This window comes from Streptomyces sp. HNM0575 (assembly GCF_012726265.1).
Lineage (GTDB): Bacteria > Actinomycetota > Actinomycetes > Streptomycetales > Streptomycetaceae > Streptomyces.
In genome coordinates, this window is sequence record NZ_JAASAG010000003.1 from 684117 (window position 1) to 701969 (window position 17853).

A 17853-nucleotide genomic window follows, 5' to 3' on the forward strand; every position below is an offset into this window, starting at 1 on the left:
ATGGACCTGACCCTGGATCAGCTCTCCGTCGTGACCGACGGCAAGAAGCTCCTGCGCGACCTCTCCCTGAACGTGCCGGACGGCAGATGCGTCGGCCTCGTCGGGCCCAACGGCAGCGGCAAGTCGACGGCGCTCAAGTGCATCTACCGGGCGCTACGGCCCAGTTCGGGCACGGTGCGGATCGGTGCGGAGGAGCTGTCCCGTCTCAGCATGCGCCGAAGCGCGCAACTGGTCGCGGCCCTGGCCCAGGACGGGGAGATCGACCTCGACTTCACCGTGGAGGAGGTCGTCGCGCTGGGACGTACTCCCCATATCCGGGGCAACCAGGCGCTCAGCTCCAGGGAGCGCGGGCTGTGCGAACGGGCCATGGAGCAACTGGACATCGGCCACCTGGCCCGTCGCGGCGTACTGACGCTCTCGGGCGGCGAGCGTCAACGCGTCCTGCTGGCCCGCGCCCTCGTCCAGGAACCGCAGATCCTCGTCCTCGACGAGCCGACCAATCACCTCGACGTGCGGCACCAGGTGGAGCTGCTCTCGCTGCTGCGCAGCGCCGGCCTTACCGCCCTGGTCGTCCTGCACGACCTCAACCTCGCCGCCGCGGTCTGCGACCAGCTCGGCGTTCTCCGCGAAGGACGCCTGGTCGCCACGGGCAGCCCCGAGGACGTCCTGACGCCGGAGTTGATGCACGACGTCTTCGGCGTCCGCACAACCCTCATCAGCCACCCGCTGACCGGCGTCCCGCAGTTGCTGTACTCCCTCACCCCTCCATCACCGAACGGAAGTGACGCCCGATGCCCCTCACGCGACCACTGAACCACGCACTGAACCACGCACTGAACCACGCACGGCGACGTGCCTTCGCCGGCTCGACCGCGGCTGCCGCGCTCCTGCTCAGCGGATGCGGAGCAGACATCGCGACCGACGGGAAGAAGTCCGAGAAGACCACCGTCAACAGGTGCGGCGAGCCGGTCGAATACACCGTGCCCAAGCGCACCGTCGCCTACGAGGGCGGCAGCGCGGACAAGCTCTTCAGCCTCGGACTGACGAAGCACGTCTACGGCTACGTAATGCCCCCGGCCAATCCGCCGGTGAGCGAGTCGCCTTGGGCCTCCGAATACGCCAAGGTGAAGAAGCTCAGCGACGACCTCCTCAACAAGGAACTCGTCGTCGACGCGAAGGCGGACTTCGTCGTGGCCGGCTGGAACTCCGGCTTCAGCGATCAGCGCGGCATCACGCCGGAGATCCTGGACAAGCTCAGGATCCAGAGCTTCATGCACACCGAGAGCTGCTACAACTACCCGAAGTACGCGGAGAAAAAGGCACCGTTCGAAGCCCTCTACACCGACCTGGAACGGCTCGGAAAGATATTCAAGGCGAAGGAGAAGGCGAAGAAGGTCGTCGACGGCCTCAGGGAACGCGAGCAGGCCGTGGCGTCGAAGGCGCCCCGCGGCAAGCGAGTGCCGGTCTTCCTCTACGACTCGGGCACCGACCAGCCCTTCACGGCAGGGAACCAGGTCCCGCCCGACGACATCATCAAGAAGGCAGGCGGGAAGAACGTCTTCTCGAACCTCGACCAGCGCTGGACACAGGTGAACTGGGAAAGCGTCACCAAGGCCGAACCCGAGGTCGTCATCATCCTCGACTACGGCGACAAACCGGCCAAGAAGAAGATCGATTTCCTCAAGAAGTCACCGCAGACCAGGGAACTGCCCGCCGTGAAGAAGAACAACTTCTTCATCCTCGACTACAACGAAGGCATCAGCGGCCCCCGCAACATCGACGGCCTGGAGAAGTTCGGAAAGTATCTGCGCGACTTGGAGCGTTGAAGCCCACAGGCAGGGCTGAGGCTCCGGCCCGACCAGCGCCGGCGTTTCAGTCGCGAGTTTGCCGGACCGGCAAGGAAGTTCGCGCCATCAGCGGGGGCTTCCGCACGCTGGCAGGCATGGACACAGACGAGTGGTACACAGACGAGTGGTACGACGTGGCCGCCGTCGGCGGTGGAGCCGCCGCACTGAGCGTCGCACTGGTATTGGGACGGTCCCGGTGCTCGGTGCTGGTGATCGACGCCGGCGGCAAGGAAGCCGCCTGATGAGTGGACACGAACACCCGCTCACGGACGAGGAAGCGGCAGCCGTCTTCGAGCCGCCGGCCTGGGAGGAGCGGTACTCCGGCGAGGAGACGCTCTGGAGCGGCGATCCCAACCCGCAACTGGTCGCCGAGGCCTCCGGGTTGACCCCCGGCACCGCGCTCGACGTCGGCTGCGGTGAGGGCGGCGACGTGATCTGGCTGGCCGGGCAGGGCTGGACGGTCACCGGGGCCGACTTCTCGGCCAACGGTCTGGCCCGCGCCGCCCGGCACGCCGAACAGGCGGGGGTGGGCGACCGTACCGACTGGTGGCAGGTGGACGCCCGGGCCTTCGCGGCCGGCGGCCGCTCCTACGACCTGGTCACCACCCACTACCTGCACCCGCCGGACGGCGGGATGGTCGAGGTCGCCGGCCGTCTGGCCGAGGCCGTCGCCCTGGGCGGGCACCTTCTGATCGTGGGCCACGCACCGTCCGACGCGTTCACCCACCTCACCGCGGGCCATCGCAGGGCGATGTTCCTCGCCGAGGATCTGCTGCCAGGCCTGCCCGACGGCTTGGAGGCCCTCGTGGTCGAGCAGCGGCCACGCACGGTGACGCGCGACGGCGTCACGGTCGACATCCACGACTCCACACTGCTCGTCCGCCGCACGAAGTGAACGAGTGGGCCGGGCGGTGTCGGCCCGCAGCTTGTGGGGATCCGGGCCGGGGCGACGTCACGGGTAGGTGTGCAGGGTCTCGCCGATGCGGTGTGCTGCCTCGGTGTGGCCGAACAGTCCGGGCAGGCCGCCGGTGTGCAGCAGCACCGTGCGCTCTCCGGGCCGAATGCTGCCGTCACGCACCGCGGCCATCAGTCCCGCCGCGGCACGTCCCGTGTAGACCGGGTCCAGGATGATGCCCTCCGTACGCGCCACCGTGGTGATGGCCCGCAGGACGGGTTCGTAGAAGACGCCGTACGCCTCGCCCACCTGATCGCCCCGGAGGCGCAGTTGTCCGGCCGCCACCTTGCTGCCGGTGAGTTCCGAGGCGAAGGCGGCGGCGACGGAAGCAGGGTCGGGGAGCGCCCCGACATCGACGCCCAGCACCCGTTCCGCTCCCAGGGACGCGACCAGGCCCGCCATCGTGCCGCCGGATCCCAGGGCCGTCACGACATGCCGGACGTCGGGCTGCTGGTTGAGGATCTCTTCACCCGCCTCACGGTAACCGCGGGCCCCCAGGGCGCTGGATCCACCGAACGGCACCGGATACGGCACGGCGCCCTCGCCACGCAGCTCGGCGCACGTCTTCTCGGCCAGCCCGGCCAGCTCTGCGGGCGCGGTGTCACCGGCCCACACGATCCGGGCGGCGAGAGCGGCATCCAGGAGCAGGTTTCCACCAGGCCGGTCCGGGCGGCCGGAGCCGGGCATGACCAGCACCACGTTCAGGCCGGCCCGGGCGCCCGCGGCCGCGGTGAGCCGGGCGTGGTTGCTCTGCGGTCCGCCCGTGGTGACCAGGGTGTCGGCGCCATGCTGGAGGGCGTCGGCGACCAGCCATTCCAGTTTGCGGACCTTGTTCCCACCGCCACCAAGTCCGGTCAGGTCGTCCCGCTTGATCCGCAGATCGTCCGGGGCCAGACCGATCTCCGAGGCCAGCCGGGGAGCCGCCTCCATCGGTGTGGGCCACGACGACAACGTCACCTTCTCCACCACGAACTCCCTCATCCATGTCGCAGCACAGCTCGCTGAATGAGGTCAGCCAGCACGCCGGATGCTCACCCTTTCACGCATACGAAGGGACGAGCCTCGGGTGCACGGGCAAGATCCGCCGGACAGTCCCTGGCCCGAGACCTGCGGAGGTTTCGTCACCGCCGTCCGCACAGGCCACTGACCGTTGGCCCAGGCGAGCAGGGCGCCGATGGCGACCGCCCTGGGTGCTGCCGGCCCGGAGTCCGGGTGCCTGCTGGCGGACGAAGGCTTCCTCGTGCGCGGGCGCGGGCCCGGCGCGCAGGGCGAGGCCGGCTCCTGCCGCCGTGCCTCGGTCGCCCTCCAAGGACTTCCGGAGGCGGCCGCTCAGAGATCGGGGGTGGCGAGGTGGTCCGCGGTGCCGCCGCGCCATTCGATGATGAGGAGCGTCGCGTCGTCACTGGTGACGCCGCCGCGCTGTCGCTTGAGGTCGGAGGAGAGCCGGCGCACCAGGTGGGTCACTCCGCTGGCCAGCGGGGAGACGTGCTCGATGGTGTCGATCAGGAGCTGCTCACCGAACTGCTCCCCGCTGATCTTGTGTTCCTCGACGAGGCCGTCGGTGAATGCGATCACGCGGTCGCCCTGGTGGAGCTGCACGGAGGAGACCGTGGGAAGGTTGCCGCCGAAACCGACCGGCAGTGTGGTCGGGCTCTCCAGCCTCTGCACCACTCGGTGCCCCCGGACCAGCATGGGGGCCGGGTGTCCGGCGTTGACCCACTCCAGGTATCCGGTGGAGACGTCCAGGCGCATCATCTGGCCCGTCACGAAGTCCTCGGGCCCGAACGCCTCGTCCATGGCGGTGTCCATGAACCGGTACACCTCCGCCAGTTCGGCGCCCGAGCGCCGGGCGTGCCGGTAGGCGCCCATGGCCACGGTGGCCAGTCCCGCGGCCTTCAGTCCGTGCCCCATCGCATCGATGATGACCAGGTGCAGGATGTCCTCGTTGAGGACGTAGTCCAGGCTGTCCCCGGCGACCGCGTACGTGGGCTCCAGAAGACCGGCGACGGAGATCTGCGGGGTCGTCATCGACAGCGGCGGGAGAAGCTGTCGCTGGATCTCGGCCGGGACGCTCATCGCCTCACCCTGGCACCGGGCCATGAAGAACTGGTCCGTGTAGTGGCTCTTGGTGACGAGAATGTCGGCGACCAGGCTCGCCAGCCGGCTCAGCAGCCGCAGATCGTGCTCCCCGACGGCGTCCAGCGTGAGGGACAGGACGCCGACCTCATCGCTGCCGTCGAGCAGCGGCAGATACATCCGCACCCCGTCTGCCTGCTGATCCCGGAGCGGACGCCGGTCCATCAGCGCCCTCCCCGCCCGGGAACCGTCGACGGCGACCGGCTCACCGTCGATCAGGCCCCGGCCGGGCATGGGCACCAGCAGCCGCTGGTCATGGTCCTGTAGATGGATCGAGACCTTGCGGCCCCCGATCCTGCTGATCTCCTCTGCCACCAGCGGCGCGATCAGGTGCGGCGGCATCTCGTGGGCGCGATCCAGCAACTGCCCCAGCAGCCGCTCCCCGAAGCCCTCCGTGAGATCAGCCGGAACACGGCGGCCGTCATGCCGGCTCTCGTCCACGGCACGCTGCCTTCCCTCGCCCGACAACCCTTCCCGTACCACGATGGCGCGGAAGCTTCGCGGCAGCGCACAGGGCTACGCCACCCGGGTGTGAACTTCCTCGGCCCAGACGTGCCCGTACGCGGAGAGTGAGGGGCGAGAGCAGGGCTTGCGATGTTACGGACGGCCGCGGTCGCCGCTGTCGGCTTCTCGCGGCCGTGGTGACGGTGAGGGTTCGAGGTGGCGGGCGATGAGCTTCACGGCGACCCGGGCGTGCTCGCCGGTTCCTCGTCGACGACCCGGTGGCCCGCGGCCTTCAGGCCTTCGGTGACCGCCCGCGCGAACGCGGCGACGGCCTGGTTGTGGCGGCTGGGCACCCAGACGACCGAGGTCGTCCATGCCAGTTCGGCCCGTTCCAGCGAGCGCCATACCAGGCCTTGCGGAAGGGGCGCACCCGGAGCCTCGTTGAGGTGGACGCCGCGGCCGGCCAGGACGAGGCCGTGGACGAAGTGGGGGTTGCGGGCGTGCCGGATGGCCCCCGGCAGGAAGCCCTCGTCGCGGCAGACGGTGAGGATGTGGTCGTAGAGCCGGGGCGCCATCTCGCGGGGGAAGATGATCAGCGGGGTGCCGTTGAGGTCGCGCAGCCGCAGGGGGCCGGTGCCCTCGCCCGCGGGGGTCCCGTCGGCCGAGGGGAAGTCCGCGGGCAGCACGACACCGAGTTCGCGCCGGGCCACGGGCCCCGACTCCAGGCCGACGGTGTCCGAGGGGTGCCGGACGACGCCCGCGTCCAACTCGCCCTCGCGCAGCCTCGTGAGCTGCTGGTCGGTGGTGAGTTCGTGCAGCTCGATCAGTACGTCCGGTGCCTGCCGGGCGAAGCCCGCCGTGAGCGTCGGCAGCACGACCGGGTTGGTGTCCGGCGGCACTCCCGCCCGCAGCACTCCCGCCTCACCCGGCCGGATGCGGCGCATCGCCTCGCGCGCGGTCTCCACGCCGGAGAGCACGGGCCGTACGTGCTCCAGGAGGAGCGCCCCGGCCTCGGTGAGCTGGACGCGGTGCCGGGTCCGGTCGAAGAGGCGGACGCCCAGCTCCCGTTCGAGGTCGCGGATGCGCTGCGACAGCGGCGGCTGCGCCATGTGCAGCCGTTCCGCGGCCCTGCCGAAGTGCAGTTCTTCGGCGAGGACGGCGAAATAGCGCAGGTGCCGCAGTTCCATGGGCGGACCATATCGCTCCGATATCAGGGCCAGTCCCGATTGGTGTTGGCCGGAATGCGTCCCCCGCTGCTTCCATGACTGGCCAACGGGAGCGCCCACGGCGGACGCGTCGCCGCCACTCGCCGTTCGTCTCCGCCCGCGCCCCGACCGCTCCCTGACCGGCGCCCGAGGCGCCCTCCCGTCCGTACTCCCCAGATCCGTACACCCCGAGAAAGGGACTGGCTCATGTCAGACACCGCCGCCGCAACCGCGGTCGTCGTGGACCGTCATCCGGTCGCCGGCGCCGAGGAGGGCGAGAACGTCGTCGGCGAGATCACGCTCAACCGGCCCGAGAAGCTCAACGCCTGGACGGCGGCGATGCGGGCCGAACTGGTCGCCGCCCTCGACGCGTTCGCCGCCGATCCGCGGTGCCGCGCCGTGGTGGTCACCGGAGCGGGCCGTGCCTTCTGCGCCGGTCAGGACCTCGCGGAGACCGCCGCCATCGACCCGGACGACCATGCCGCGAGCGAGGAGTGGATCGACGACTTCGGCCGCCTCTACCGCGCGCTGCGGAACCTCGGCAAGCCGTCCGTCGCCGCCGTCAACGGGGTCGCCGCCGGCTCCGGATTCCAGTTCGCGCTGCTGGCCGATCTGCGCATCGGACACCCGGGCGTGAAGATGGGCCAGCCCGAGGTGCTCTCCGGCATCCCCAGCATCACCGGGATCTGGGCCATGTGGGACATCCTGGGCCGGGCGAAGACCACGGAGTTCGCGCTCACGGGACGGCTTGTCGACGGTACGGAGGCGCAGCGGCTCGGTCTGCTCACCCGGCTCGTGGACGAGGACGCGGTACGGACGGAGGCCCTGGCCGAGGCCACGGCGCTCGCGTCGCTGCCGTCCGGTGCCGTCGCGCTCACCAAGAACCGGATCCGCGAACTCGACGACGCCGGGCTGGACGAGGCGATCGCCGCTGCGAAGAAGGTGCACGCCGCGGCGTACGCGACCGGTGAACCGCAGCGCGAGATGGCCCGGTTCCTCGCGGGCCGCGGACGCTGACCCGCCCCCCTCGTCGGCCCGCCACCCGACGTTCGGCGACCGCACCCACCCGCGCCCGTACCGCGGCGCAGACCCACCCCGGCGCAGACCCACGGCGGCACAGAACCGCGCCCCCGCCGCGCGGCCCCGCCCCCGCCCACCCCCTATGAGAGGAACCGAACCGCGATGACCACCAGCGTCACGCCGCACACCGGCGATGCCGCAGACGTCCACAGCACCTACCGCGGCCTCGTGGCAGAGCACCGTTGGAACGTGCCCGAGCGCTACAACATGGCCGCGGACGTCGCGGACCGGCACCCCGGCGACGCGCTCGCCCTCATCTTCGAGGACCACACCGGCCACACCCAGCACGTCAACTGGCAGCAGATCCGGGACCGTTCGAAGCAGATCGCGGCGCACCTGCACGGCCTCGGCGTCCGCAAGGGAGACCGCGTGGCCGTACTGCTTCCGCAGCGCACCGACACCCCCGCCACCTATCTCGGCGTGCTGCGCACCGGCGCCGTCCTGGTGACCATGTCGCTGCTGTGGGCCGACGACCCCATCCGCTACCGGCTCGCGGACTGCGGCGCCACCGTCCTCGTCACCGAGAGCGCGGCGCTGGCGCGGGCACAGCACTTCACCGGCACCGTCGTCGACGTGGACGACCCGTCGATCGGCGCGCTCCCGCCCGTCTTCGAGACCGCCGACACCGCCGCCGACGACCCGGCGCTGATCTTCTACACCTCCGGAACGACCGGCGCCGCCAAGGGAATCGTGCACGCCCACCGCACACTGCTGGGCCACAACGAGTTCCGCTACTGCCACGACCTGCGGCCCGGCGACGTGTTCTACGGCGCGGGCGACTGGGCCTGGTCGATGGCGAAGCTCATGGGCCCGCTGCGGGCCGGCGCCGTCCATCTCGTCTACCGTCCGGCCGCCGGCTTCGACCCGGACGGGCTGCTGGCCGCCATGTCCCGGCACAAGGTGACCACCGCCCTGGTCAATCCGACCTTCCTGCGCAAGATGCGGCAGGACGTACCGGACGCCGGGCGCCGCCACCGCCAGTCGCTGCGCGTCGTGTGCTGCTCCAACGAGCCGCTCACACCGGACCTCATCGGCTGGTTCCGCGAGCAGTTCGGCGTGACGCCCCTCGACTACTACGGGTCCACCGAGTCGTATCCGCTGATCGGCAACTTCCCCGGCGTTCCCGTCAAGGCCGGCTCCATGGGCCGCCGGATGCCCGGCTGGGACGTCGCGCTGCTGGACGAGGACGACCGGGAGGTGTCCGTCGGAAGGCCCGGCGAGATCGCACTGCGCGCAGACTCCAACCCCCAGTACCCGCTGGGCTACTGGAACCGGCCCGAGGCGTCCGCGGAGGCCTTCGGCGGACCCTGGTACCGCACGAAGGACCAGGCCGTGATGGACGAGGACGGCTACTTCTGGTTCCTCGGACGCACCGACGACGTGATCAAGACCTCGGGCTACCGGGTCGGCCCGTACGAGGTCGAGGACGTGCTGCGCCGACACCCGGCGGTCGCCGACGCCGGTGTCGTCGGCGTGCCCGACCCGGGGCGCGGTCAGGCCGTGAAGGCGTGGATCGAGCTGAACCCGGGCCATGAGCCCGGCCCCGCCCTCGCACGCGAGATCACCGGCTTCGCCCGCGACACCTACTCCCGCTTCGCCTACCCGCGGTCGGTCGAGTTCGTGGACCGGCTGCCGCGTTCGGCGACCGGAAAGATCCAGCGGGCGGTTCTCCGCGCCCGCGACGACCAGGCAGACTCCGCCGAGAGGCCAGATCAGCGAGGAACACGGACATGACGACGGACCCTCAGGCACAGCCGGCGCAGCCGGTGAAGGAACCGCCACCGCACACGGACGCGGCGGCCGGGAACGTGGCGGCCGGGAACGCCGCGGCCGACCGCACAGGGCGCCGCAAGGTCACGGCCGCCACCGCCGTCGGAAACTTCGTCGAGTGGTTCGACTCCGGCGCGTACGCCATCATGTCCGCCACCATCGCCGGGCTCTTCTTCCCGCAGTACGACGAGCGGGCGGCGCTGCTCGCGACCTGGGCGGTCTTCGGCGCCGGATTCGTCGCCCGCCCGCTGGGCGCCGCCTTCTTCGGGCGGTACGGCGACCGGATAGGCCGCAACAGGATGCTCGCGCTGAGTGTCCTGTGCATGAGCAGCGCGACGTTCCTCATCGGACTGCTGCCCGGGTACGCCACGGTCGGCATCGCCGCGCCGCTGATGCTCTTCCTCCTGCGCGCCCTTCAGGGCTTCTCCACCGGAGGCGAGTACACCGGGGCCTCGGCCTTCATCATGGAGTACGCCCCCGAGGGGCGCCGTGCCCGGTACGCCTGCATCGTCCCGCTCACCGTCGGACTGGCCTCCGTCGCAGGGGCCATGGTCGGACTGCTGATCACCTCCGCCCTCGACGACGCGGCGCTGCGCAGCTGGGGCTGGCGCATCCCGTTCCTGCTCGCCGGGCCGCTCGGTCTGATCGGCCTCTATCTGCGCAGCCGTATCCAGGACACCCCGGTCTTCCGCGCGATGGAGCGGCGCGCGGCCGTGCGGAAGGCTCCGCTGAGGGAGGCGGCACGCGTCTGCCGCAGGCAGGTGCTGACGCTCTTCGGCTACAGCATCACCAACGCCGTCGGCTACTACCTGATGAGCAGCTACCTCATCGCCTACATGTCGGAGGAGGTCGGCTACGGCAAGGCCGAGACGATGCTCACCAGCGTCGTCGCGATGCTCGCCTACTGCGTGGCCTGTCCCCTCGCGGCCGCCGCCAGCGACCGGTACGGGCGCAAGCCCATGCTGCTGCTGGCCTGCGGCGGCTTCGCGGTGGCCACGCTTCCCGCGTTCTGGCTGATCGGTACGGGGCTGCCGGGGGCGCTGGCCGGGTCGTCCGTCCTCGGCATGCTGGTCGCGGTGATCGGTACGTCCAACGTCCCGGCGATGGTCGAGATGTTCCCCGGCCAACTCCGGGCCAGCGGCTCGGCGATCGGCTACACGGCGGCGTACGTGCTCTTCGGCGGTACGGCGCCGTTCGTCGCCACCGGGTTGGTATCGGTACTGGGGACGCCGCTGGCGCCGGGGCTCTATCTGATGAGCCTGGCCGCGCTGTCGGGGCTGGTCGTCGTCTTCTTCTTCCGGGAGACCCGGCGTCTGCCGCTGACGCGCACGGGGGTGCTGGAGTAGTCGGCGCCGGGGAGGACGGGGCGCGGGCAGGAGGGGGCGTCCGCGCACCGCGCCGCGACGGGGGCGGCGCGGACGAGGACCGGGACCGGCGCCGGACCCGCGACCGGCACCCGGTCCGGGCCCCGGTCCGGGACCGGGAGTCTCACTGCCCCGTGTAGACCGGGTCCCGCCGCTCCTTGAACGCCGCCGCGCCCTCCACGCGGTCCTGCGTCGTCGTCAGCAGCGTCGACAACTCGCCCTCGACGCGCAGCCCTTCGGACAGCGGCAGGTCGGCCCCGCGCAGCACGGCCTCCTTCGCGTACGCCACTGCGCGCGGGCCGACCCGGCGGAACGCTTCGGCGAGACGCTGGACGGCGTCCTCCAGGGACCCGGTGGCGACGACCTCGCCGACGAGGCCGATGCGCAGCGCCTCGGCGGCGTCGATGTGCTCCCCGGTGAGGATCATGCGCAGCGCCGGGCCCAGCCCGACGAGGCGGGGGAGCCGCTGGGTTCCGCCCGCGCCGGGCAGGATGGCGCGGCGCACCTCGGGGAGTCCGAACACGGCGCCCTCGGTGGCGACGCGGAGGTCGCAGGCGAGCGCGATCTCCAGTCCGCCGCCCAGGCAGTAGCCGTGGACGGCGGCCACGGTCGGCTTGCGGCAGGCGGCAATGGCGTCGGTCCACTTCGGGCCCGTGCGCTCCTCACGGGCGTCGACGAGCGAGTGCGGCGGCACGAACTCCTTGATGTCCGCGCCCGCGCAGAAGGCCCGCTCGCCCGCGCCGCGGAGGACGAGCGCGCGGACCGACGGGTCGTCCGCCGCCGTCCGTACGGTCTCCGTCAACTCGCGCCGCATGGCCGCGTCGATGGCGTTACGGGCCTCCGGCCGGTTGAGCGTGATCAGGGCGATGCCCGCCTGGACATCGAGGAGTACGGTCCCTGCCATCTCGCGCCTTCTCCTTCGCTCGTGTTCGCTCGTGCGTGGTCCTCGGCCTGCGGGCCGCCTGTTGGTGGCCGCCGTCGCGCCGCTCAGTCCTCGTCCAGCCGGCTCGCCTCGCGCAGCGCCGCGCGCACCGCGGGCGTGAGCGGACGCTCGGCCTCCTCGCCGATGTGCGCGACGAGGCCCGCGGTACGGCTGATCATCGAGAAGCCGCGGTGCAGCGGCCACGGGACGCCGATGCCGAGCAGCAACGCGGCGGAGACTCCGGCTGCGTTGGGCGGCAGCGTCCGTCCCGTACGTTCCGCCGTCACGTCGGCGATCGCGCGCAGCCGCCGGATCTCGTCCTCCGCGACGCCTTCCTCGGCGGCGACGGCCAGCAGCGGTGCGGCGCGGGGATCGCCGTCGCGGTGCAGGGCGTGGCCGATGCCGGGAATGCGGCGCCCGGCGTCGAGTTCATCCGCCACCGCGCGGGCGACGGCCTCGTCCTCACCGGCACCGGCCCCGGCACCGGCCCGGGCACCGGACCTGCCCCCGGCATCTTTCTCCCCCTCGCCGTCCGCCGCCGTCTCGTCCGCGATCCGCGTCAGCAGCCGCCCGGTCTGCTCCAGCGTTCCGAGGATGCGGCTGCCCACGCCCAACAGCCCCGCGGCCACCGCGCCTTGGACGGCTTCGGGAGCGACGTGGTACGTGAGCCTCGCGGCGAGCGCGCTGGGCTGGAGGCCGTGGTCGATGAAGGTCACGAGGACGGCGTCGGCCACGCGCACCGCGCCGGGCGCGGGCCGTTCGCCGGTGATGGCGAGCAGCGCGGCCTCGGTGAACGACATCCGGCCGACGAGTTCGCCCACCAGATCGTGCCCGCGCAGGGTGACGCGCTCGGCGTTCGCCCGCCCGACCTCGGTACGCAGCCCCTCCGCAAGCAGGGCGTCAGCGGGCACGGCCCCGGTACGCGGGGCGTCCGTACGCAGGGGCTCACGCTCGCTCATCCCGCGTCCCCTCGCCCGCCGTCCGCGCCCCCGCCGCTCCCGTGGCCGCTCACGTCGCCGTCCGTCGCGACGAACGCCAGCGCGTCCAGGACGACCGTGTCCTCGGCCCGTACCAGCAGCGGGTTGCACTCGACCTCGGTCAGGTGCGGAGACGCGGTGTCCTCCACGAGCGAGGCGAGGCCGCCGATGATCCGCGCCAACTCCTCGGCCAGGGCGCCGGTTTCGGGCCGGATCCGGCGGAGCCGTGCCGCCGCGCGCAGCCCGTCCAGGGCGTGCCGCACCGACCGCGCGTCGTACGGCGGGATCAGGGTGCGGGCGTCGTTCGCGTCGTTGGCGTCGACACCGCCGGAGCCGAGCAGCGCCCGGGTGCCGAAGACCGGGTCGGCGACGACTCCGGCGATCAGCTCCTCGCCGCCGTCGACGTCGATCTGCTCGGCGACGAGGACGCCGCGGGCGCCGTGTTCACGTACGAGGTCCGCCCACGCCGCGCGCACCGCCTCCTCGCCCTCGACCCCGACGCGTACGGCTCCGGCCTTCGCCCGGTGCGGCAGCAGGGGTTCGACGAGCTTCAGCACACAGGGGTGGCCGACCTGCGCCGCCGCCCGTACGGCCTCGTCCGCCGAATGTGCCAGGTGGCGGCGCGGCATGGTGAGCGCGAAGCGTTCCAGGAGCGCCATGGTCTGTGCCTCGTCCACGGCCGCCCGTCCGTCACCGACCTTGCGCGGGACGAGAGTTGACCGGGCCGACGGTCCGCCGGGTGCCGCCAGGGTGGACGCGCCCCCGGCCGCGGCCGACGGTCCGCCGGGCGCACGTCCCGGCGCGGCGGCCACCGCTGCCCGCCCCCGGCGCAGCAGTCCCGCGCCGTGCAGCAGCCGCACGGGGTCGCCGCACACCACAAGTCCCGCCTCGGCGGCGCGCGTTCGGACCTGGTCGCTCACGCCGTACCAGGCGAGCCCGAGGGCCGCCCGCAGGCGCCCGGACGCGGCCGTGACCGTGGGCAGCAGACCGTCCGCGAGGTACTCCATGCCGCCGAGGTAGAGCAGCAGCAGATCGACGTGCTCCTCCTCGTCGATGATGCCGAGCACCTTCTCCAGCAGTGCCGGGTCGTTGATGACCTGCGGTGTGAAGTCCAGCGGGTTGCGGACGGCTGCGAACGGCGGGAGTACGGCGGTCAGTTCGTCCCTGGCGCGCGGGGAGAAGTCGACGAGGGGCACGCCCAGCCGCTCGGCCGCGTCGGAGAGATAGGCGGCGGCGCCCCCGGAGTTGCTGGCGACCGCCACGCCCTCGGCGGCTGTGCCCAGTGCGGCGGCCCGCGCGACATCGAGGGCGTCGTCCATGGTGCGCAGGCGCACGGCGCCGTATCGGCCGAAGAGGGCGTCGAACGCGTCGTCGTCGCCGGAGATCTGGGCGGTGTGGGAGGCGACGGAGTCCCGGCCGCGCGCGGAGGCGCCCGCCTTGACGACGAACACTGGCTTGCCAGCGCGGCGGGCCGCCTCGAAGGCGTCGCCGAGGCGGGCGCCGCTGACCGTGCCCTCCAGATAGCCGACGATCACCTCGGTCGCGTCGTCGTCCGCGAGGTGCTCGACGTAGTCGGCGAAGGTCAGGCCCGCTTCGTTGCCGGTGGCGATCACATGGGAGAACCGCACGCCCGCCCAGTGCGCCTCGGTGAGCAGGTTGAACGCGGTGCCGCCGCTCTGCGAAACCAACGCCACGTTCCCCGGGGGCAGTTCGGGCAGCGTCTCCAGCATGGTCGCGAACGTGCCGAACGTACGGGGCTCGATCGAGGCGTAGCCGAGGCTGTTCGGGCCGACCAGCGCCACGTCGTGCGTACGGGCCGCCGCGGTCAGCCGGTCCTGCAACCGCCGCCCCTCCTCGCCGGTTTCGGCGAAGCCCCCGGCGAAGACCACGGCCGCGCCGGCGCCGTGGGCCGCGGCCCGCTCGAACGCGTCGGTGGCCGCCTCGGCCGGGACGCAGACGAGATACAGGTCGATGCCGTGCGGCAGGGACTCGATGTCCGGGTGGCAGGGGACGCCCTGGACGGTGTCGTACTTCGGGTTCACCGGCCAGATCTCGCCCTCGAACCGCCGTTGCCGCAGGATCCGCAACGGGCGCCCGCCGATGCGCCGTTCGTTGTCCGAGGCGCCGACGATCGCGATGCTCCGCGGCCGCAGCAGCCGTTCCAGCTCAGGCACGTGCCTCACCCGCCAGATAGCGCTCCAGGTAGGGGACGAGGCCGCCGCTGTCGAGGACTTCGAGCATGGCGGGCGAGAACGGCTTGGTCGTCATCACTGCTCCACTTCCGATGTCGGTCACCCGGCCGGTGGCGAAGTCGACTTCGAGCTCGCCGCCCTCCTCGACGGCTTCCGTGATCCCCGGGCATGTCACCACGGGGAAACCGGCGTTCAGCGAGCGGCGGATGAAGGCGGAGTCCGTGGACTCCACGACCGCCGCCGCGATGCCCGCGGCCCGCAGCGCCATCGGGGCGGGCGGATGGCTGGGGATGCCGAACCCCCGTCCCGCGACGACGATGTCGCCGGGCCGCACCCGGGAGGCGAAGTCCGGGACGAGCCCGGCGAAGCACCGCCGGGCCAGGTCGGCCGGGTCGTGGTCGTCGCCGAAGTTGCGCAGTTCGGAGAAGCGCACGATGCCGTCGTCGCCGCTGATCCAGTCGCCGAACTTCCAGACGCGACCGCGCCGTACGGCCGGGGGCGGGGCCGCGGAGGGGCTAGAGGCGCTAGCCGAGGGCACGGACGGCTCCCTCCGCCGGCAGGAGTTGACGCGGATCGGTGATCCGCCCGGTGACGGCCGAGGCGGCCACGACGTACGGGCTCGCCAGATAGATCTCCGCCGTCCGGCTCCCGGCGCGCCCCGGGTAGTTCTCCTGGTTGGTCGAGACGGCGACGTCCCCGTCGCCCAGCGCCCCCAGATAGCCCCAGCAGGTCGTGCAGCCGGGGGAGAGGACGGTCGCACCGCGCTCGGTGAACAGCTCGACCAGTCCCTCGCGGGCCGCCTGGGCGTAGACGCCAGGGCTGCCGGGCGTGACGTACATGGTCACGCCCGGCGCGATGTCGTGGTCGCGCAGCACCTCCGCGGCCGCCCGCAGATCCTCGATGCGGTTGCTCGCGCACGAGCCCACCGTGGCCTGGGTGATGCGGCGCCCGCCGACCTCCGAGACCGGTACGACGCCGCTGTGCCGCGGCGGCACCGTGACGTACGGCTCCAGCGCGCCCAGGTCCCAGGTGCGCACCTCGTCGTAGGCGGCGTCCTCGTCGGCGGTGAACACCTCGTACGGACGGGACCCGGCACGCTCGCGCACGTAGTCGAGGGCCACCTCGTCCACGTCCGCGACGGCCGTGTCGGCGCCCGCGTGGTACATCCCGGCCAGCAGCCCCTGACGGCTGTCGAGGCCGAGCCGAGCCAGCCCCGGACCGCCGAACTCGACGCAGCGCTGCACCAGTCCGTCGCCGCCGGCGTACTCCCGGCAGATCGCCTGGACGAGGTCGCGAATCCACACGCCGCGCGGCAGCGTCCCCGTCAGCTCGAAGCGGACGCTCGCGGGCACCCGCACCCAGTTGGAGTCGCGCACCATCGAGACGAGGACCTCGGTGCTGATGGGCACGTTGAGCGCGCCGACCGCGCCGATGCTCGCGATGTTCGGCTCGTCCGAGAAGACGAGCAGCCCGGGGCGGGCGAAGCCGTGCTCGACCATGACGAGGTGCCGCAGGCCCGCGCGCCCGGCGTCGAAGAAGTTCGAGAAGCCGGTACGGCGTACGAACTCGCGGCTCTCACGGTTGCGGGCGACGTGCTCGGAGCCCAGCGCGGCCTGGGGGGTGTGGTCCAGGACGGCGACGACCTTGTCCGGGTAGGCGATCTCCGGGACGCCCAGCCTCTCCAGGATCTTGATGTTCTTCCAGAAGTAGATGTCCTGCATGACCGTGTAGTCGGGGGTGACGGTCACATAGTCCCCGGCGGCGACCGCGTCGGTGCCCGCCGCCCGCGCGATGATCTTCTGGGCGATCGTGAGGCTCATGGCGTCGCCCCCGACGCGGCGCTCTTCTTGATCTTCCCGGTGTCGAAGTCGTTGTACTTGCCGACGAATTCGTTCGTGTAGACGCTGCCCGGTTCGAGGCCGTTCTTGATGAGCTTGTAGTCCTTGGCGTAGGTGATCCAGTGCTCGACGGCGGACTTCGGGTAGGCGCCCCACTGATCGCGGGCGGGCGGGGTGCCGCCCTTCAGGGACTTCTCCCGTGCCTCGAACTGCCCGAGCGCCGCCTTCGTCGCGGCCTTCTCGCTGGAACCGACCTTGCTGTTGGGGTACTTGGCGAACATCATCCGCACGCCCGCCTCCGGGTTCGCGTCGGCGTAGACGGACGCCTTGGCCCACGCCCGTCCGAAGCCGCCCGCCACGTCCGGGTTGTCCTTCAGCCAGCCCGCGGACGCGACGAGGCTGGAGGAGAAGAGGTCCTCGACGCCGTCGGGCTGGAAGAAGCGCAGCTTCTCGCCGCTGCCCGCCGTCATCGCGGCGAAGAGGGTGTCGTAGGTGATCAGGGCGTCGGCGCGGTGCCGCTTGAGGGCGTCCAGCGCCGGAGCTCCCGTGCCCACGGCCACGAACTTCACGTCGTCGTCCGGGTCCAGGCCCGCGTTGACGAGGGCGGCCTTGGCGAGCTGCGCCGGTCCCGCGGAGAGGTCCTGCACGCCGACGGTCCTGCCCTTCAGATCGGCGGCCGAGCGGATCTTGCTGCCGGGCAGGACTCCGAACTGGGTGACGTTCCTCGTCGTCCAGTTGTAGGACATCTTGACGTCCTGGCCCTTGTCGGCGGCTTGCAGGACGACGTCGGGTGTCGAGGTCCCGAGCTGCACCTTGCCCGAGGCGAGCGCCTGGACGACCCGTCCGCTCGTGCCGAGGAAGACCGGCTTGACGGTGATGCCCTCGGCCTTGAAGTAGCCCTTGGCCTGCGCGATGGCGAGCTGGAGCATGTTGCCGCCCGGCGCCGGCGCGGAGACCCCGAAGGTGACCGTCTTGCCGCCGCCGCCCGCCGCCGTGGAGCTCCCGGCGCCGCCGTCGCCGCACGCGGAGAGGACGGAGAGGAGGAGGCAGGTCAGGACCGCCGATATGACCCGGAAGCGGGTGCCCGAAGTTCTTGGAGTGCTCACGATCCTGTCCTTTCTGT

16 protein-coding genes are annotated in these 17853 nt (G+C 71.8%); 7 read left to right on the top strand and 9 right to left on the bottom strand.

From position 1 onward, the window contains the following. The 4 genes from HCC61_RS10945 (at window position 1) to HCC61_RS10960 (ending at window position 2742) form a co-directional block, all read left to right on the top strand. On the top strand, window positions 1–813 hold the full coding sequence (locus HCC61_RS10945; RefSeq protein WP_169135085.1) for an ABC transporter ATP-binding protein: 813 nt from the start codon (window positions 1–3) through the stop codon (window positions 811–813). After that, entirely contained in the window at window positions 792–1826 is a 1035-nt protein-coding gene (locus tag HCC61_RS10950; RefSeq protein WP_169135086.1) for an ABC transporter substrate-binding protein, read from the top strand. The genes HCC61_RS10945 and HCC61_RS10950 overlap by 22 nt, the downstream gene beginning before the upstream one ends. Window positions 1827–1942: 116 nt before the next feature. Continuing rightward, window positions 1943–2089 (top strand): hypothetical protein, encoded by a 147-nt coding sequence (locus HCC61_RS10955; RefSeq protein ID WP_346777131.1) that lies wholly within the window; start codon window positions 1943–1945, stop codon window positions 2087–2089. Further along, window positions 2089–2742, top strand: coding sequence for a class I SAM-dependent methyltransferase (locus tag HCC61_RS10960; protein WP_169135087.1), 654 nt, complete (start codon window positions 2089–2091; stop codon window positions 2740–2742). The genes HCC61_RS10955 and HCC61_RS10960 overlap by 1 nt, the downstream gene beginning before the upstream one ends. A gap of 57 nt (window positions 2743–2799) precedes the next feature. Here HCC61_RS10960 and HCC61_RS10965 read toward each other — a convergent pair whose 3' ends face one another. From HCC61_RS10965 to HCC61_RS10975, 3 genes are all read right to left on the bottom strand, one after another. Beyond that, window positions 2800–3768, bottom strand: a complete 969-nt coding sequence (locus HCC61_RS10965; RefSeq protein WP_346777132.1) for a pyridoxal-phosphate dependent enzyme — start codon at window positions 3766–3768, stop codon at window positions 2800–2802. Between the two features lie 363 nt (window positions 3769–4131). Beyond that, window positions 4132–5379, bottom strand: a complete 1248-nt coding sequence (locus HCC61_RS10970; protein ID WP_346777133.1) for a PP2C family protein-serine/threonine phosphatase — start codon at window positions 5377–5379, stop codon at window positions 4132–4134. 236 nt (window positions 5380–5615) lie between these two features. Next, window positions 5616–6569: a LysR substrate-binding domain-containing protein gene (locus HCC61_RS10975; RefSeq protein ID WP_169135089.1), complete on the bottom strand. Its 954-nt coding sequence runs from the start codon at window positions 6567–6569 to the stop codon at window positions 5616–5618. A gap of 225 nt (window positions 6570–6794) precedes the next feature. Between HCC61_RS10975 and HCC61_RS10980 the strand changes: the two genes are divergently transcribed. The 3 genes from HCC61_RS10980 (at window position 6795) to HCC61_RS10990 (ending at window position 10783) form a co-directional block, all read left to right on the top strand. After that, window positions 6795–7604, top strand: a complete 810-nt coding sequence (locus tag HCC61_RS10980; RefSeq protein WP_169135090.1) for an enoyl-CoA hydratase/isomerase family protein — start codon at window positions 6795–6797, stop codon at window positions 7602–7604. Between the two features lie 165 nt (window positions 7605–7769). Beyond that, window positions 7770–9401, top strand: coding sequence for an acyl-CoA synthetase (locus HCC61_RS10985; RefSeq protein WP_169135091.1), 1632 nt, complete (start codon window positions 7770–7772; stop codon window positions 9399–9401). After that, complete coding sequence (locus tag HCC61_RS10990) at window positions 9398–10783, top strand: MFS transporter (protein ID WP_169135092.1); 1386 nt, start codon at window positions 9398–9400, stop codon at window positions 10781–10783. The genes HCC61_RS10985 and HCC61_RS10990 overlap by 4 nt, the downstream gene beginning before the upstream one ends. A 142-nt stretch (window positions 10784–10925) precedes the next feature. Here the strand turns inward: HCC61_RS10990 and HCC61_RS10995 are convergent, their stop codons facing one another. The 6 genes from HCC61_RS10995 to HCC61_RS11020 form a co-directional block, all read right to left on the bottom strand. After that, a complete protein-coding gene (locus HCC61_RS10995) occupies window positions 10926–11705 on the bottom strand; it encodes an enoyl-CoA hydratase/isomerase family protein (RefSeq protein WP_169135093.1) in 780 nt (259 codons plus the stop codon). A gap of 83 nt (window positions 11706–11788) precedes the next feature. Beyond that, window positions 11789–12682 carry a citryl-CoA lyase gene (locus HCC61_RS11000; protein WP_169135094.1) on the bottom strand — a complete coding sequence of 298 codons (894 nt, stop codon included), beginning with the start codon at window positions 12680–12682 and terminating at the stop codon, window positions 11789–11791. Further along, window positions 12679–14874, bottom strand: coding sequence for an acetate--CoA ligase family protein (locus HCC61_RS11005; RefSeq protein ID WP_169135095.1), 2196 nt, complete (start codon window positions 14872–14874; stop codon window positions 12679–12681). Before HCC61_RS11005 ends, HCC61_RS11000 begins: the two co-directional genes overlap by 4 nt. Beyond that, complete coding sequence (locus tag HCC61_RS11010; RefSeq protein WP_169135096.1) at window positions 14867–15430, bottom strand: 3-isopropylmalate dehydratase small subunit; 564 nt, start codon at window positions 15428–15430, stop codon at window positions 14867–14869. The genes HCC61_RS11005 and HCC61_RS11010 overlap by 8 nt, the downstream gene beginning before the upstream one ends. Continuing rightward, window positions 15417–16712 carry an aconitase family protein gene (locus HCC61_RS11015; protein ID WP_169135097.1) on the bottom strand — a complete coding sequence of 432 codons (1296 nt, stop codon included), beginning with the start codon at window positions 16710–16712 and terminating at the stop codon, window positions 15417–15419. Before HCC61_RS11015 ends, HCC61_RS11010 begins: the two co-directional genes overlap by 14 nt. Beyond that, window positions 16709–17836 (bottom strand): ABC transporter substrate-binding protein, encoded by a 1128-nt coding sequence (locus HCC61_RS11020; protein WP_169135098.1) that lies wholly within the window; start codon window positions 17834–17836, stop codon window positions 16709–16711. The genes HCC61_RS11015 and HCC61_RS11020 overlap by 4 nt, the downstream gene beginning before the upstream one ends. Window positions 17837–17853 lie beyond the last annotated feature (17 nt).

Bases quoted from the DNA above. Each gene is read 5' to 3' on its own strand.
- HCC61_RS10995 (WP_169135093.1), bottom strand. From the start codon at position 11,705: ATGGCAGGGACCGTACTCCTCGATGTCCAGGCGGGCATCGCCCTGATC.
- HCC61_RS10990 (WP_169135092.1), top strand. From the start codon at position 9,398: ATGACGACGGACCCTCAGGCACAGCCGGCGCAGCCGGTGAAGGAACCG.
- HCC61_RS11000 (WP_169135094.1), bottom strand. From the start codon at position 12,682: ATGAGCGAGCGTGAGCCCCTGCGTACGGACGCCCCGCGTACCGGGGCC.
- HCC61_RS10985 (WP_169135091.1), top strand. From the start codon at position 7,770: ATGACCACCAGCGTCACGCCGCACACCGGCGATGCCGCAGACGTCCAC.
- HCC61_RS10975 (WP_169135089.1), bottom strand. From the start codon at position 6,569: ATGGAACTGCGGCACCTGCGCTATTTCGCCGTCCTCGCCGAAGAACTG.
- HCC61_RS10980 (WP_169135090.1), top strand. From the start codon at position 6,795: ATGTCAGACACCGCCGCCGCAACCGCGGTCGTCGTGGACCGTCATCCG.
- HCC61_RS10950 (WP_169135086.1), top strand. From the start codon at position 792: ATGCCCCTCACGCGACCACTGAACCACGCACTGAACCACGCACTGAAC.
- HCC61_RS10955 (WP_346777131.1), top strand. From the start codon at position 1,943: ATGGACACAGACGAGTGGTACACAGACGAGTGGTACGACGTGGCCGCC.
- HCC61_RS10945 (WP_169135085.1), top strand. From the start codon at position 1: ATGGACCTGACCCTGGATCAGCTCTCCGTCGTGACCGACGGCAAGAAG.
- HCC61_RS10960 (WP_169135087.1), top strand. From the start codon at position 2,089: ATGAGTGGACACGAACACCCGCTCACGGACGAGGAAGCGGCAGCCGTC.
- HCC61_RS11015 (WP_169135097.1), bottom strand. From the start codon at position 16,712: ATGAGCCTCACGATCGCCCAGAAGATCATCGCGCGGGCGGCGGGCACC.